Origin of the sequence: Mesorhizobium sp. WSM4989, from assembly GCF_029625795.1 — a bacterium.
GTDB lineage: Bacteria > Pseudomonadota > Alphaproteobacteria > Rhizobiales > Rhizobiaceae > Mesorhizobium.
Map to the genome: position 1 here is coordinate 810100 of NZ_JARTVN010000001.1, position 15229 is coordinate 825328.

The 15229-nt window shown below is 63.8% G+C and carries 9 protein-coding genes, 1 tRNA gene and 1 pseudogene; 7 read left to right on the top strand and 4 right to left on the bottom strand.

Annotated features, from left to right (window positions below; genetic code table 11):
- Window positions 1-99 precede the first annotated feature (99 nt).
- Genes betI through betB form a run of 5 tightly spaced genes read left to right on the top strand, consistent with a single transcriptional unit; the run spans window position 100 to window position 6380 of the window.
- Window positions 100-690, top strand: a complete 591-nt coding sequence (gene betI / locus P9217_RS04105) for a transcriptional regulator BetI (protein WP_095800185.1) — start codon at window positions 100-102, stop codon at window positions 688-690.
- Complete coding sequence (betC, locus tag P9217_RS04110; RefSeq protein ID WP_278086604.1) at window positions 687-2216, top strand: choline-sulfatase; 1530 nt, start codon at window positions 687-689, stop codon at window positions 2214-2216. The genes betI and betC overlap by 4 nt, the downstream gene beginning before the upstream one ends.
- Window positions 2213-3217, top strand: coding sequence for a threonine/serine dehydratase (locus P9217_RS04115; RefSeq protein WP_278086603.1), 1005 nt, complete (start codon window positions 2213-2215; stop codon window positions 3215-3217). The genes betC and P9217_RS04115 overlap by 4 nt, the downstream gene beginning before the upstream one ends.
- Window positions 3210-4862, top strand: coding sequence for a choline dehydrogenase (betA, locus tag P9217_RS04120; protein ID WP_278086602.1), 1653 nt, complete (start codon window positions 3210-3212; stop codon window positions 4860-4862). Before P9217_RS04115 ends, betA begins: the two co-directional genes overlap by 8 nt.
- A 54-nt stretch (window positions 4863-4916) precedes the next feature.
- Window positions 4917-6380 carry a betaine-aldehyde dehydrogenase gene (gene betB / locus P9217_RS04125; protein ID WP_278086601.1) on the top strand — a complete coding sequence of 488 codons (1464 nt, stop codon included), beginning with the start codon at window positions 4917-4919 and terminating at the stop codon, window positions 6378-6380.
- A 24-nt stretch (window positions 6381-6404) separates the two neighbouring features.
- Here the strand turns inward: betB and P9217_RS04130 are convergent, their stop codons facing one another.
- From P9217_RS04130 to P9217_RS04140, 3 genes and pseudogenes are all read right to left on the bottom strand, one after another.
- Complete coding sequence (locus P9217_RS04130; RefSeq protein WP_127335512.1) at window positions 6405-7055, bottom strand: hypothetical protein; 651 nt, start codon at window positions 7053-7055, stop codon at window positions 6405-6407.
- 3 nt (window positions 7056-7058) lie between these two features.
- Window positions 7059-9295: pseudogene (locus P9217_RS04135) on the bottom strand (AGE family epimerase/isomerase).
- Window positions 9296-9305: 10 nt separating this feature from the next.
- A complete protein-coding gene (locus P9217_RS04140) occupies window positions 9306-10826 on the bottom strand; it encodes a phosphomannomutase/phosphoglucomutase (protein ID WP_278086600.1) in 1521 nt (506 codons plus the stop codon).
- Between the two features lie 200 nt (window positions 10827-11026).
- Between P9217_RS04140 and P9217_RS04145 the strand changes: the two genes are divergently transcribed.
- Window positions 11027-11103, top strand: a tRNA-Pro gene (locus P9217_RS04145).
- Window positions 11104-11202: 99 nt separating this feature from the next.
- Here the strand turns inward: P9217_RS04145 and P9217_RS04150 are convergent.
- The gene (locus tag P9217_RS04150; protein WP_278086599.1) at window positions 11203-11388 is read right to left on the bottom strand and encodes a hypothetical protein; all 186 of its coding nucleotides are present in this window, start codon (window positions 11386-11388) and stop codon (window positions 11203-11205) included.
- Between the two features lie 1169 nt (window positions 11389-12557).
- Here P9217_RS04150 and P9217_RS04155 point away from each other — a divergent pair.
- Window positions 12558-15215: an RTX toxin gene (locus P9217_RS04155; protein ID WP_278088268.1), complete on the top strand. Its 2658-nt coding sequence runs from the start codon at window positions 12558-12560 to the stop codon at window positions 15213-15215.
- Window positions 15216-15229 lie beyond the last annotated feature (14 nt).

Genomic DNA, 15229 nt, shown 5'->3' on the forward strand with positions numbered 1-15229 from the left:
GGATGGGGCCAGAGCGATACGATCGATTGATCCGATGCCGATTTTTTATTGATTGATGCGTCAATAAAAAATAATCTCGCTTCGAACCGGACCCCTCGCATGCCGAAAATCGGAATGGAACGGCTGCGCCGCAAGGCGCTGATCGACGCGACGATCTCGGCAATCGGCGAGCGCGGTTCGCTGGACGTCACCATGTCGGAGATCGCCGGCCGCGCCGGCGTGTCGTCGGCGCTCGCCCATCACTATTTCGGCGCCAAGGACGAGCTGCTCTTCGCCACGATGCGGCACATCCTTGCCGAGCTCAACATCGATACAAGACGAGCGCTTCGCGTCGCCGCGACACCGCGCCAGCGCGTCTCGGCCGTCGTTGCGGTCAGTTTCTCCGACGAGCAGTTCCAGCCGGAGATCATCGCGGCCTGGCTCGCCTTCTATGTCGAGGCGCAGAAATCGACCGAGTTGCGGCGGCTGCTTCGTATCTATGCGCGGCGGCTCAATTCCAACCTGATGAGCGGGCTGACCGGCATTCTGCCGAGGGCCGAAGCGGACCGCGCTGCGGAAGCGACGGCGGCGCTGATCGACGGACTCTACATTCGGCGCGCGCTGAAGGACGGCGTGCCCGATGCGCAGACAGCGATCGCGCTCGTCGAAGATTATCTCGAAACCAAGCTCAGCGGACGGAGCCTGCCTTGACCACCGAACGACCCAATTTCCTGATCGTCATGGTCGATCAGCTCAACGGCACGCTCTTCCCCGACGGCCCGGCGGATTTCCTGCACGTGCCGCATCTCAAGGCGCTCGCCGCCCGCTCGGCGCGTTTCGCCAACAACTACACCGCCTCGCCGCTTTGCGCGCCCGGCCGGGCCTCGTTCATGAGCGGCCAGCTGCCGTCGCGCACCGGGGTCTATGACAACGCCGCCGAATTCTCCTCCTCGATCCCGACCTTCGCGCATCATCTGCGCTCCGCCGGCTATTACACCTGCCTGTCCGGCAAGATGCATTTCGTCGGACCGGACCAGTTGCACGGCTTCGAGGAGCGGCTGACCACCGATATCTATCCGGCCGATTTCGGCTGGACGCCGGATTACCGCAAGCCCGGCGAGCGCATCGACTGGTGGTATCACAATCTCGGCTCGGTCACCGGCGCCGGCGTTGCCGAGACCACCAACCAGATGGAGTATGACGACGAGGTGGTGTTTCTGGCCGAGCAAAAGCTGTACCAGCTTTCGCGCGAGCAGGACGATGCGGGACATCGGCCCTGGTGCCTTACCGTTTCGCTATCGCACCCGCACGATCCCTATGTCGCGCGCAGGCAGTACTGGGATCTTTACGAGAACTGCCAGACGCTCGATCCCGAGACGCCGTTCATCCCGCATGACGAACAGGACACGCATTCGCAGCGCCTTTACCGGGCAAGCGACTATCAGTCCTTCGAGATCACGCTCGAGCAGGTGCGCCGTTCCCGGCGCGGCTATTTCGCCAACATTTCCTATGTCGACGATAAGCTCGGCGAGCTTCTGGACGTCCTCAAGCGCACTCGCATGCTTGACGACACCATCATCCTGTTCTGCTCGGATCACGGCGACATGCTGGGCGAGCGCGGCCTGTGGTTCAAAATGAGCTTCTTCGAGGGCTCGGCGCGCGTGCCGCTGATGATCGCCGGCAACGGCGTGCCAGCCGGCCTCATCGAGGCGCCCGTCTCCAATCTCGACGTGACGCCGACGCTCTGTGACCTCGCCGGCATTGATATCGCTGCAATCGCGCCGTGGACCGACGGCCAGTCGCTGCTGCCGCTGCTCGGCGGCAAGCCGCGCACCGCACCCGTTGTCATGGAATATGCCGCCGAAGGCTCCTATGCGCCGCTGGCCGCGATCCGCGACGGCAAATACAAATTCGTCCATTGCGAGCTCGACGCGCCGCAGCTGTTCGACCTGGAGGCCGACCCGCTCGAACGGAACAACCTCGCTGACGAGCCGGCGAACGCTGCCCTGGTGGCGGCGTTCATGGAAAAGGTCCGGGCGCGCTGGGACATGGCCGCGTTCGATGCCGCGGTGCGCGAAAGCCAGGCACGCCGCTGGGTCGTCTACCCGGCGCTGCGCAACGGCGCCTATTACCCCTGGGATTTCCAGCCGCTGCAGAAAGCCTCGGAGCGCTACATGCGCAATCACATGAATCTCGACAACCTCGAAGAGAGCAAACGATATCCGCGAGGCGAATGATGGCAGACGTTCTGGTTCCCACCCTCGACCGCCTGAAGCAGGCCTATGCGGTGACCTCGACGGCGACGCAAGTCACGCCGCTGTTGGACTCGGCCGCACTTGCGAGGGAAGCCGGCGCCGCGCGGGTGTTCGTCAAGCCGGAATCGCTGCAATGGGCGGGGTCCTTCAAGGTGCGCGGCGCCTATTGGCGCCTTAAGCGGCTGTCACCGGACGAAGCGAGGAAGGGCGTGGTCGCCTATTCCTCCGGCAATTTCGCGCAAGGGCTTGCGGCTGCCGGCCAGGCGCTCGGCATTCCCGTCACCATCGTCATGCCGATCGACGCGCCTGCCGCCAAGCGCGACGCGACCGCCGGCTATGGCGCGCGCGTGGTGCTGACCGATCATGGCGAGCGTGCCCGCGAGGAAGTCGCCGCCGCCAAGGCGCGCGAGATCGCCGAGACCGAGCAGCTCACCTTGCTGCATCCCTTCGACGATCCCGAGATCGTCGCCGGCCAGGCAGGGGCCGGGCTGGAAGCGCTCGACCAGTTGGCAGCGAAGAAGGCCCACGCCGACCTGGTGTTCTGCTCGGCCGGCGGCGGCGGCCTGATCGGCGGCGTGTCGCTCGCCTTCCATTATCTGTCGCCGAAAACCGAGATCATCGCCGTCGAGCCGGAAGGCTTCAACGGCATGGGCTCGTCGCTGGCGCATGGCGCCATCGAGACGATGCCGATCGGACCGAGATCGATCTGCGACGGGCTGATGGCGCGCAAGCCAGGCGAGGCGCCCTTCGCGGCGGTGAGTGCTGCCGGCGTTCGCGGCGTCACCGTCGAGGATGCCGCGGTGCGGAATGCAATGAAGATCGCCTTCGAGCGGCTGAAGCTGGTGCTGGAGCCTTCGGGCGCGGCCTCGCTTGCCGCGCTGCTCGGCGGCAAGGTGGATGTGGCGGGCAAAACCGTCCTTGTGGTGGCTACCGGCGGCAATGTCTCGCTCGCCGACTTTATGGCGCATATGAACAATGCTTGAAGCGGATTTCGTCATCATCGGATCGGGCTCCGCCGGCTCGGCCATGGCCTACCGGCTGTCGGAAGACGGCAAGCATTCGGTGATCGTCATCGAGTTCGGCGGCACCGATATGGGGCCGCTGATCCAGATGCCGTCGGCGCTGTCGATCCCGCTCAATATGAGCCTTTACGACTGGGGCTTCGCCAGCGAGCCGGAGCCGCATCTCGGCGGCCGCGTCCTCGCCACCCCGCGCGGCAAGGTGATCGGCGGTTCGTCCTCCATCAACGGCATGGTCTATGTTCGCGGCCATGCGCGCGACTTCGACCATTGGGCCGAACAGGGTGCTGCCGGATGGGGCTTCGCCGACGTGCTTCCCTATTTCAAGCGCATGGAGGATTCCGACGGCGGCGAGGACGGCTGGCGCGGTCAGGGCGGCCCGCTGCATGTGCAGCGCGGCACGCGCAAGAACCCGCTTTACGGCGCCTTCCTCGAGGCGGGCCGGCAGGCCGGCTTCGAGCTCACCGACGACTATAACGGATCGAAGCAGGAAGGCTTCGGGCCGATGGAGCAGACCATCTGGCGCGGCCGCCGCTGGTCCGCGGCCAATGCCTATCTGAAGCCGGCGCTCAAACGAAAAAATGTTAGCCTGCTCAAAGGTTTCGCGCGGCGCGTGGTGATCGAGAATCAACGTGCCGTCGGCGTCGAGATCGAAGCTCACAAACAGATTCAGGTCGTTAAGGCGCGACGTGAGGTGATCGTCGCGGCCTCGTCGATCAATTCGCCGAAGATCCTTATGCTGTCCGGCATCGGTCCGGGCGCACATCTGCAGGAAAACGGCATAAAGGTGATCGCCGACCGGGCGGGCGTCGGGGCCAATCTGCAGGACCATCTGGAGCTCTATATCCAGCAGGAAGCGACCAAGCCGATCACGCTGAACTCGGTGCTCAACCCCTTCTCCAAGGCGATGATCGGCGCGCAGTGGCTGTTCTTCAAGACCGGCCTCGGCGCCACCAACCATTTCGAAGCCGCGGCCTTCGTGCGCTCGCAGGCCGGCGTCGACTACCCAGATATCCAGTACCACTTCATCCCGGCGGCGGTGCGTTACGACGGCAAGGCGGCGGCGAAGTCGCATGGCTTCCAGGCGCATGTCGGGCCGATGCGCTCCAAGTCGCGCGGCTCGGTAACTTTGCGCTCCCCCGACCCGAAGGCGAAGCCGGTGATCCGCTTCAACTACATGTCGCATCCCGACGACTGGAGCGAGTTCCGCCACTGCATCCGGCTGACGCGCGAGATTTTTGGCCAGAAGGCCTTCGACGGCTTCCGCGGCAAGGAGATTTCGCCGGGCGCCCATGTGCGGACCGACGACGAGCTCGACGCATTCATCCGCGAGCACGCCGAGAGCGCCTATCACCCTTGCGGCACCTGCAGGATGGGCCGCGCCGACGATCTGACCGCCGTCGTCGATCCGGAATGCCGGGTCATCGGCGTCGAGGGCCTGCGCGTCGCCGACTCCTCGATCTTCCCGCGGGTGACCAACGGCAATCTCAACGCGCCTTCGATCATGACAGGCGAGAAGGCGTCCGACCACATCCTTGGCCGCACGCCGCTGGCGCCTTCCAACCAGGAACCCTGGATCAATCCGCGCTGGCAGGTGGCAGACAGATAGCGCATGATCCGGCGGGCGCCCTCCCCGCCCCGGCGATTACGAACGGAGAAGACCATGCGCGCCCAGCCAACGGCATCGCACTACGTCAACGGCCGCTACATCGAGGATGAAGGCGGCGCGCCACTGCCGGTGATCTATCCGGCGACGGGCGAGACCATCGCCTCGCTGCATTCGGCGACGCCGAACGTGCTGGAGTTGGCGATCGAGGCCGCGCGCGCGGCGCAGCCGGCCTGGGCACGGATGAAGCCGGTCGAGCGCGGCCGCGTCCTGCGCCGCGCCGCTGACATCCTGCGCGCCCGCAATGCCGACCTGGCGCGCATCGAGACCCTGGACACCGGCAAGGCGATCCAGGAGACGCTGGTGGCGGACGCGCCTTCGGCCGCCGATTGCCTCGAATATTTCGCCGGCGCAGTGGCGGCCTTCAACGGCGAGATGATCGATCTCGGCGGACCGTTTGCCTATACAAGGCGCGAGCCGCTCGGCGTGTGCGTCGGCATCGGCGCCTGGAACTATCCGATCCAGATCGCCGGCTGGAAGTCGGCGCCGGCTTTAGCCATGGGCAACGCCATGGTGTTCAAACCGTCGGAGAACACGCCGCTTTCGGCCCTGGCGCTGGCCGAGATCTACAGCGAGGCCGGGCTGCCCGACGGACTGTTCAACGTCGTGCAGGGCTATGGCGACGTCGGCGCCGGCCTCGTCGGCCATGATGTCGTGGCAAAGGTTTCGGTGACCGGCTCGGTACCGACCGGCCGCAAGGTGCTGTCGCTTGCCGGCTCGAAGATGAAGCACGCCACGATGGAGCTCGGCGGCAAGTCGCCGCTGATCGTCTTCGACGATGCCGATCTCGAAAATGCCATCGGCGGCGCCATGCTCGGGAATTTCTATTCGACCGGCCAGATCTGCTCCAACGGCACGCGCGTCTTCGTGCAGAGGGGCCTGCATGACCGCTTCGTCGAGCGGCTGGTCGAGCGCACCAAAAAGATCCGCATCGGCGATCCGCTCGATCCGGAAACGCAGATGGGGCCGCTGGTCAACAAGGCGCAGCAGGACAAGGTCGTTTCCTACATCGCCGCCGGCAGAGAGGAAGGGGCGACGCTCGCCAGCGGCGGCAATGTGCCCTCGCTGCAAGGCTTCGAAGGCGGCTTCTTCATCGAGCCGACGGTGTTCACCGGCGTGACCGACGGCATGCGGATCGCGCGCGAGGAGATCTTCGGGCCGGTGATGAGCGTGCTCAAATTCGACAGCGAGGACGAGGTGATCGAACGCGCCAACGACACCGACTTCGGCCTGGCGGCGGGCGTGTTCACCCGCGACCTGCCGCGCGCGCATCGTGTGATCGCCGAGCTGCAAGCCGGCACCTGCTGGATCAACGCCTACAATCTGACGCCGGTGGAAATGCCCTTCGGCGGCGTCAAGCAGTCCGGCATCGGGCGGGAAAACTCGCTGGCGGCGCTGGCGCACTATTCGCAGCTGAAGGCTGTCTATGTCGAGACCGGGGATGTGGCGGCGCCTTACTGAAGTCGGCTTTCGATCGTGAAAGATTCATGGCTGGTAGGATGCGTAAGCTGAATATCCTTCGACCTTTCCGCCATTCTTCCTGACAAGAGCGGCAAGCACTTTGGCAATGGTTTCGTCGTTCTGATCGAGGTGAGAAATCAACACTCGAATATTTGATTTCAACCCGCCTCTCAGCGCCCCGCCCAGTCGAAACAGTCCGCTTCTAACTGGCACAGGTTGCGCAAGTCGCAGGTAAACTAGGAGCGTACCCCTGAATGATTGGACCCTAATGGATTCAATTGCGCTCCACGGCACCGGCTCATGCAATTGACGCCTATCCCACAACGTTTCCCTGGTGAGAATGAGCAATGGGACCGGATTCGCCGCATCCAAAACCACCCTTACAAACATTCCGACGAACAGGACGCTGACAAAGAGGCATCCGAATACTTCAGCAGCCCACGCCACTCGATCGAGCGAATTTCCAGCTTGCCAGTTTTGGACGGCAGAAGAATAGTACTTCACTGAGGAAGACAGTGCCAACGCGGCGGCGATCCCGAAAAGGGGAGCGTACCAACTAAAGCGGCCACGGGCCTCTAAGGGAAGGTCTATCCTTCGCGGCGCAACGCCCTGCGTCTTCCAGAGAGTTGTATCGCCCGGAACTTCTACAAATTCGCCGGTGTCCGCTTCTCTCAAGCCTCACCTCTTCTCCGCCGTCCCATCCAGATACTGCATCAGCGCGCAAACGAGGTGATAAAAAATGCTGGCCGGCACATCGGTCGCCATCGAGCGGCCGCGCTCGTCGATGCGGTCGATCCAGAGGCCGAGCGGCGCCGGGTCGATGTGCCAGCGGAACAGCCGGCCGACGCGCGCCTCGATCTCGGGCTTGAGGTCGGGCCCTCCCGCGCCATTGAGCGCGATCGCCGCCTTCACCGCTTCGGCCTGCGGCCAGCTGCGCGAGACCGTGTCGAGCGGGAGGCCCTGGCGCGAGACCGCGCCATAGGAAAGACCGGTGGCACGGTTGAGGCCGTTGGCGACGGCCGATGCATAAAGCTTGCGGGCGAAACCATTGAGGTCGGTCTGGCCGCTGCGCGCGGCGAAATCGATCAGCAGCGAGGCCCATTCGAAATGATGGCCGGGCTCGGTCCAGCTGCCCTTCTCGCCCGCCACTGGCTTCCAGCTATCGTCGAAATATTCACCCAGCGTCCAGCTCTCGGCGTCGAAGAAATGGCTGCGGAAGAGGTCGATGATGCGCGAGGCGCGGCGCAGATAGGCGCGCTCCCCGGTCGCCTGGTGCCAGGCCAGAAAAGCCTCGAGCAGATGCATGTGCGGATTGGAGCGCCGCTCGCCTTCGCCGCCAGACGTGTCGAGGAAGCCGGTCATGCGGCTGTCCTCGAGATGGGCGTCGAGGAAGGCAAAGGTCTCCTCGCCGAGCCGCAAGGCGTCGGAATGGCCCGAAATATGGGCGTGCGCCAGCGCTAGAAGCACGCAGGAATGGTCGTAGGCGTCCTCGACCGGATCGGCGACCGAGCCGTCGACATTGAGCGTGCGCACCCAGCCGCCTTTGTCGGTGCGGCCCCGGCCTGCCATGAAGTCAAGGCCATGAGCGATCAGCCGATCCGCCGGGCCGTCCCAGCCGCGCTCCTTGGCGACGGCGAAGGCATAGATCTGGCGCGCCTGGGTGCGCATGCGTTTCGGCTTCATCAACGGCGCGGCGTCGAAGCCCAGCGCCTCGTGGAAGCCGCCATGGCGCTCATCGACGCATGACCTCGACCACAGCGGCAGCGTCTCCTCGAACAGCCAGCGCCGAACGCGGCGCCGCCAGGCGCCGCTCTCGATGACGCGGTCATGCGCCGGCGTGAACCTCGTCTCCAGCCGGCCGGATTTCTCCAGCTGCTCGACGATCTTCTTGACGTGCTGGCTGTGGCTGACCGGCGCCACGAAGGTGGCGTCTGCCGTCGAGACGATGGCCACGTCCTTCATGCCGATGGCCGACAGCAGCCGGCCGTCGCCGCGGATGTAGGAGTTCTCGCAATCGATGGCGACGACATCGCCGAGGATGACGTTACCGTGGCTGTCGGACGGGCCGACATCGAGCAGCGACTGCCACGAACCGAGATCGTTCCAGCGGAATCCGGCCGCCACCATGGCGATGTCCTTGGCCCGCTCCATGATAGCGTAGTCGATCGAGGTCGACGGGATCGCCGAGTAAAGTTCCAGCGGCATGTAGAGCCCGGAAAGATCGTTGGTCGCCGCGTGATAAGCGGCTTCCGTCGCCTGCCAGATCCTGGGCTCGAAGGCGGCGAAGGCAGCGCGCATGGCGCTGGCGCGAAACAGGAAAATGCCGGTATTCCAATAGAAGCTGCCGGCGTCGAGATAAGCCCGCGCGGTGGCGAGGTCGGGCTTCTCGACGAAGCGCGAGACGTCGAACATGCCGTCGCGGTCGGCCGCGACCTCGATATAGCCGTAGCCGGTTTCGGGCTGCGTCGGCCTGATCCCGAACACCACCAGGCGACCGGCTCTCGCCGCCGCAGCACCCGCCTCAACGCTCTGCCAGAACTGCCGCGCGGTGGAGATTTCGTGGTCGGAAGGCACCACGAGAACAAGCTCATCGCCAAATTCGGACAGGGTGCACAGGCTGGCAAGCGCCACGCAGCGGCGGTGTTGCGCCCCGTGGGCTCGAACAATGCGCCGCCGCCGGCGAGATCAATGCCGGCAAGATCGGCATGGACGCGGTCGGCATGGCGCTCCGATGCGATGGGAAAGATCGGCGTCTGCCCTTCAGGCCGCGCGGCCAGCCGGCGCAAGGTCTTGGCCAGCATCGAGCCGTCGCCGGAAAGGTCGTGGAATTGCTTGGGATTGTCCTCGCGCGACAGGGGCCATAACCGCGAGCCGACGCCGCCGCTCATGACGAAACTGACGATGCGCTGGCTCATGGCTGCCCTGTCAGAAGGTCTGGTTGTAGGCGCCGACTTCGGGACTGCGGCGCAGCACGGCGTCGACGGCTTCGAACATCTGCCGGCGCCGCTCGGACGATACCGGGCTCTCCACCACCACGACAAGCTCGGGCTTGTTCGAGGAGGCGCGCACAAGGCCCCAGGTGCCGTCCTCCGCAACGACGCGCACACCGTTGACGGTGATGAGCGTTACGATCTTCTGGCCGGCAAAGTCAGCACCTTCGCGGTGCATCGTCTGAAAATCCGCCACGACGCGGTCGACCACGCCGTACTTCACCTCGTCGGGGCATTGCGATGACATGGTCGGCGTACCGTAGGTCAGCGGCAACGCGCGGCAGAGATCGGCCATCGAGCTCCGCGGATTGCGGTCGAGCATCTGGCAGACGACGATCGCGGTGATCAGCCCGTCGTCATAGCCGCGGCCGATAGGCGGGTTGAAGAAGAAATGCCCGGATTTCTCGAAGCCGGCGACGGCACCGAGCCCGGCAACGCGGCGCTTGATATAGGAATGGCCGGTCTTCCAATAGTCAGTTGTGGCGCCGTTCGCCCTGAGCACATGATCGGTGGCAAAAAGCCCCGTCGACTTGACGTCGACGACGAAGGCCGAGCCCGGATGGAACGATGAAGTATCGCGCGCGAGCATAAGCCCGACCTTGTCGGCGAAGATCTCGTTGCCCTCGTTGTCGACGACGCCGCAGCGGTCGCCGTCGCCATCGAAGCCCAGTCCGACATCTGCGCCCGTCTCCAGCACCTTCTCGCTGATGGCACGCAGCATCTGCATGTCCTCGGGATTGGGATTGTAGCGCGGGAACGTATGGTCGAGCTCGACGTCGAGCGGGATCACCTCGCAGCCGACACGCGCCAGCGCTTCCGGCGCGAAGGCGCCAGCCGTGCCGTTGCCGCAGGCGCAAACGACCTTGAGTTTTCTCGAGATGTGTTTGCCCTTGGTAAGATCATCGACATAGAGCTCCCGGAAACCGGACATGAACTCGTAGGCACCGTCGCCGCGGAGGTCGAAGTCGGCTTCGAGCACGATCTTCTTCAACGCGCCCATCTCTTCCGGACCGAAGGTGAGCGGCCGCGCCGCCCCCATCTTGACGCCGGTCCAGCCATTCTCGTTATGCGAGGCGGTGACCATGGCGACCGAGGGTGTATCGAGCGCGAACTGCGCGAAATAGGCCATGGGGGACAAAGCCAGGCCGATATCCTTCACCCGGGCGCCCGCCGCCATCAGGCCGGAGACCAGCGCCAGCTTGATCGACAGCGAATAGGAGCGGAAATCATGGCCGGTGACGATATCCGGCCCAACGCCCAAGCGCCGGATCAGCGTGCCCAGACCCATGCCGAGCGCCTGGACGCCGATCAAATTGAGCTCCGGCGCCTTGGTCGAGCCGGGATGGCCGACCCACCAGCGCGCGTCGTACTCGCGAAAGCCCGACGCCTTGATCAGCGCCGAGGTCTCGAATTCGAAGCTGTTGGGCCGGGCTTCGCCAACAATGGTGAAGGTCAATGGTCGAAACTCCAGAGAGCCGGAATGCCGATCTGTAAAGGGCGCGGCTTATCACGAAAGCCTTTAAGCCGGTCTTTATCCGACGGCTAAATCGCATGCCATCCGGGCAAGCTGGGTGAAAGCCGAGAAATGCGACACAAGTGCAGCCATTGACGCTTGCAGGATCGGAAAGTGGCGGCTATAAGCCCGCCGTCTGGTCACGGAGTGTAGCGCAGTCTGGTAGCGCACATCGTTCGGGACGATGGGGTCGCAGGTTCAAATCCTGCCACTCCGACCAGAAAAAACAATGCGTTAGCTTCCTCCCGATTTTACCTCCCACCTGATATCCCACCTGAAACTCAGGGTCAGGCCGATGACGGTCGTCGCCCCGCTGGCTTCAGAGGTCAAAGCGTATCGCCCTGCGGCGCTCGGCCGCGAACGTTCCGACCAGCGACTGCAGCTCGCCATCCGGCTCCTCGCTCCCGATCGCGCGCAGCGCGGCTACGCCGGCCTTGATCGACACCGGCCCGGGGTCGGCCACGAGCAGAGCCTCAAGCGCGCGTTCGAATTGGTCGTTCGTCATTTCGGACCTTCCTCCTTCCAAATCGGCACCCGGTTGATCTTAATCGCCACCAGGCGCCGGATGCGCAAGCCGACGCCTTCGCGGCCGGGGGAAAGATGCGGGCTGGGGCTTTGCTCGCCCGAGACAGCCTTCGCACTGGTTTTGTTTCGAGCACCGCGGCGAAGGGGAGCGTCACCTGTAAGCGGCAAGGATCAAGGGTCAGACGCGCCGGGCACCGTTTTATGTTCGCCAGTCTGAAACCTAATCAGCGGTTTGGCGTTGCCTCGTCACCCTCGATATCACGGAAACGAAGATGCAAGGTTTGAAGCGGTCGTGTTGAGGAAGCCTACGACCTAGATGAGTTTGCGGGGAGACACGGTCTGACAATCAGACAGGCCGAAATTGTGATCCAGAGCAACGGCCCATCTAAGCACAAATGCGATCTCACTGCCGCGGCATTCAAGGTCGCGCTCGAACAGTGCAGGCACTTGCGTAAGAAGAGGCGCGAGGCTCCCGCGCGGATCCGAGAACCATAAAAGCCCCTTAGCCTGTTATCCTGACGACGGATAGCTGCCATGAGGGGGCCGTGCTTGGACGAATTATGAGCTCTCGGGTCGAATGGTCTCAACTGAGAACTACACCACAGGAAGTTGCTTATCCGGCGACAGCGCGCGTTTCTAAGCCCTTTGTCTGACCAGTTAGCCCTTGTGATGGGGCAGACTCGCCTGAATTAATACTCGAAATATGCAGCATTTTAGCTGAAGTCGTGCCATCCTTATATCACTCCAAGGAGCGCCCGAGGCCCCAGACCTCGGTGCGGCAGCTTCGAATAGGTCGGGGTCATTGGCCGGCAGGACGGAGCAGGTTCGGAGCTCATGGTTTTGTCAGCTTTCCACGTACGCCGTCTTGGTCGAGGCTACTCGCGAGGCCAGTCCTGTGACCTATCAGACCGTGCCGAGGCTAGCAGCAATACCGGAAGGTGGCATTGAACGCGCGTTGGGTGGGACGCGGCTCCCGCCTTTGTATTTGGATGATTTCTCGTTCTTCGCTCGCTGTCGGCACGAGTCTTCCGCACCAATCTGTTCGGGTCATCGTGAATGGCGCAGGCGCGGTGGAATCCGACCGGTTCGAGGCTGCAGCGATTCAGGCTGAGGCTGGGGCCTTATCATGAGCGGTGAAGGAGACTTAATATGTCAGCGTTTACCGTGACCAGTGCCCTCGGGGCCGACCCAGTGTTCGAAACGAGGGTGGCGAGCGCCGGCGACGACGTCGAAGAGAAAGGCTCCGGTGCGATTTCGACCAACATCAGCGACCTGGAGTTGGGTTTTGACAGCAGCACCCGCCAGACAGTCGGCATCCGCTTCACCGGCATCGACATCCCGAAAGGCGCCATCATCACCAACGCATACATCCAGTTCCAGGCCAACGAGGTGAAGACCGGCGCGGCCTCGCTGCTGATCCAGGGCGACAATGTCGACGACGCCAGCCCTTTCACCACCGCCAACTTCAACGTGTCCTCGCTTCCCCGGACGAAGGCGTCGACGGCTTGGACGCCGGAGCCGTGGACCACGGTGGGCGAACACGGCTTGGCCGAGCGCACGCCAGACCTTACGGCTATCGTCCAGGAGATCGTCAACCGCTCGGGCTGGGCGGCGCTCAACGACATAGCGTTCCTGATCACCGGCACCGGAACCCGCACGGCCGATTCCTACGAGTACAATCCCGCCAGCGCGCCGCTGCTGCACATCGAATATATCTTGCCGGGATCCGGCAATCCGGTGGCCTTCAACACACCCGCCGATGCCGATCCCACTGCCAACCAGATCGCCGAGCTCGCCGCGGCGGGTGCCCCTACCGGCATCACCGCTTCGGCCACGGATCCCGATGCCGGCTCGACCGTCACCTACAGCCTCAACGATGCACGCTTCGCCATCTCCAATGCCGGCGTCATCACGCGCTCGGCCGTCGGCACGCTCGACTTCGAGACCCAGTCGTCCATCAACCTGACGGTGACAGCGACCTCTTCCGACGGCAGCACCGCCAACCAGGGCTTCACTCTCGCTGTCCTCGACAGCCCGGAGCCGATCGCGTTCAACACGCCGCCGGATGCCAACTCCGCGGCCAACCAGATCGGCCAGAACGCTGCCGCCGGTACTGCCGTCGGCATCACCGCCTCGGCCAAGGATCCCGATGCCGGCTCGACGGTCACCTACACGATCGACGACCCGCGCTTTGCCATCAATTCCAGCACCGGAGTCATCACCCGCTCGGGCAACGGCACGCTCAACGCCCAGTCCGAACCGACGATCAATCTCCAGGTGACAGCGACGTCGTCCGACGGCAGCAGCGCCACGAGCACCTTCACTGTCGGCGTCACGGCCGGCCAACAGCCGGTGGCTTTCAACACACCCGCCGATAACAATTCAGCCGCCAACCAGATCGCCGAGCTCGCCGCGGCGGGGGCACCGACAGGGATCACCGCTTCGGCCTCGGATCCCGATGCCGGCTCGATGGTCACCTACAGCATCAACGACACGCGCTTTGCCATCAATTCCAGCACGGGCGTCATCACGCGCTCTGGCACCGGCACGCTCGACTTCGAAACCCAGCCATCGATCAACTTGACGGTGACGGCAACCTCCTCCGACGGCAGCACCGCCAACAAGAGCTTCACTCTCGCCGTCCTCGACAGCCCGGAGCCGGTAAAATTCAGCACTTCGCCCGATGCCAACACCGCGGCCAATCAGATTTTCCAGAACGCTGCCGCCGGTACTGCCGTCGGCATCACCGCCTCGGCCAAGGATCCCGATGCCGGTTCGACGGTCACCTACACGATCGACGACTCGCGCTTTGCCATCAATTCCAGCACCGGCGTCATCACCCGCTCGGGGACCGGCACGCTCAACGCTCAGTCCGAACCGACGGTCGATCTCCACGTGACAGCGACCTCGTCCGACGGCAGCACCGACACTCATGCCTTCACCGTCGCCGTCACGGCCACCCAGTTGCCGACATCGGTGACCTTGGCGCACACCATCCTGACTTCGCAGTGGTCGCCGCCGAGCCCCGACCCAACCGATATCGTCTATATCTCCCACCTCGGCACGCTGCTGGTGGCCGATAGTGAGGTCGAGGAGATGTCGATTTTCACCGGCAAGAATCTCTTCCAGATGAATCTGAACGGCACCCTGACGGGCACGCTCACCACCATCAATTTCTCGGATGAGCCGGCCGGGGTCACCTATAATCCGGCGAACCACCATCTCTTCTTCTCGGACGATACCGGCACGAAGAGCGTCTACGAGTTGAACCCGGGCAACGATGGGCTTTACAACACGTCCGACGATATCGTGACCTCATTCAGGACCGCCGCGTTCGGCAGTACGGATTCGGAGAGTATCGCCTACGACACAAACCGCGGCGTGCTCTATCTCTTGGACGGCTCAACGCACAGCATTTACACCATCGCTCCGGGCCAGAACGGCAAATTCGACGGCGTCCCAAGCACGGGCGGCGATGATGTCGTGACGAGTTTTTCTGTAGCATCGCTCGGAGCCCCTTCTGACGGGGGCATCGCGTATGATCCGACCCACGACCTGCTTTATGTCCTCGTGTCACGCACCTCCGTGGCAATGGTGACGCCAACCGGGAATCTGCTGGGCACGCTCGACATCTCCGCCGCCAACTCGAAAAAGCCGGCGGGACTTGCCCTGGCGCCGAGCAGCGACGATCCGAGCCACCAAATGAGCCTCTATGTGGTCGATCGCGGCGTGGACAACGACTCGAATCCAACCGAGAACGACGGCAAGATCTATGAATTTCATGTGAATGACTGGCTGCTTGCCTGATCTGCCGGGTGCGC

What these genes read in the sequence shown, in the direction of transcription:
- betI (WP_095800185.1), top strand. Translation starts at nt 100, where the DNA reads ATGCCGAAAATCGGAATGGAACGGCTGCGCCGCAAGGCGCTGATCGAC.
- P9217_RS04115 (WP_278086603.1), top strand. Translation starts at nt 2,213, where the DNA reads ATGATGGCAGACGTTCTGGTTCCCACCCTCGACCGCCTGAAGCAGGCC.
- betA (WP_278086602.1), top strand. Translation starts at nt 3,210, where the DNA reads ATGCTTGAAGCGGATTTCGTCATCATCGGATCGGGCTCCGCCGGCTCG.
- betB (WP_278086601.1), top strand. Translation starts at nt 4,917, where the DNA reads ATGCGCGCCCAGCCAACGGCATCGCACTACGTCAACGGCCGCTACATC.
- P9217_RS04150 (WP_278086599.1), bottom strand. Translation starts at nt 11,388, where the DNA reads ATGACGAACGACCAATTCGAACGCGCGCTTGAGGCTCTGCTCGTGGCC.
- P9217_RS04155 (WP_278088268.1), top strand. Translation starts at nt 12,558, where the DNA reads ATGTCAGCGTTTACCGTGACCAGTGCCCTCGGGGCCGACCCAGTGTTC.